The 340-nt window shown below is 67.9% G+C and carries 1 protein-coding gene; it reads left to right on the top strand.

The window, feature by feature from the left end; translation table 11 throughout:
• Positions 1 to 62 precede the first annotated feature (62 nt).
• Positions 63 to 340: aldehyde dehydrogenase family protein (locus tag TMES_RS22150; RefSeq protein ID WP_143589788.1), on the top strand; the 278-nt coding region annotated here is incomplete at its 3' end.

Genomic DNA, 340 nt, shown 5'->3' with positions numbered 1-340 from the left:
TTATGCAATCCATGCCGGCGATACCCCGAGCCGGCGCCATCCCCTCTGTAAAGGCAGACATCATGATCCACGTATACAACCCCGCCGACGGCGCGCTGGTCGGCCAGGCGCCCGAGCTGACCGGCGCCGAGGTGCAGGCGGCCATCGACCGCGCCTGCGCCGCCTTTCCCGCCTGGTCGCGCAAGCTGGCCCGCGAACGCGGCGAGCTGCTGCGCCGCTGGTTCGAGCTAATGCGGGCGGACAAGCGCGTCTTCGCCGAGCTCATGGTCCAGGAAAACGGCAAGTGCCTGGCCGAAGCGCTGGGCGAGATCGACTACGGCCTGGGCTTCATCGAGTGGTA

This window comes from Thalassospira mesophila, assembly GCF_002115755.1.
In the GTDB taxonomy this organism is placed as follows: domain Bacteria; phylum Pseudomonadota; class Alphaproteobacteria; order Rhodospirillales; family Thalassospiraceae; genus Thalassospira; species Thalassospira mesophila.
Note: the sequence above shows the minus strand (reverse complement) of the source record. Positions and strands in the feature narration are given on the sequence as shown.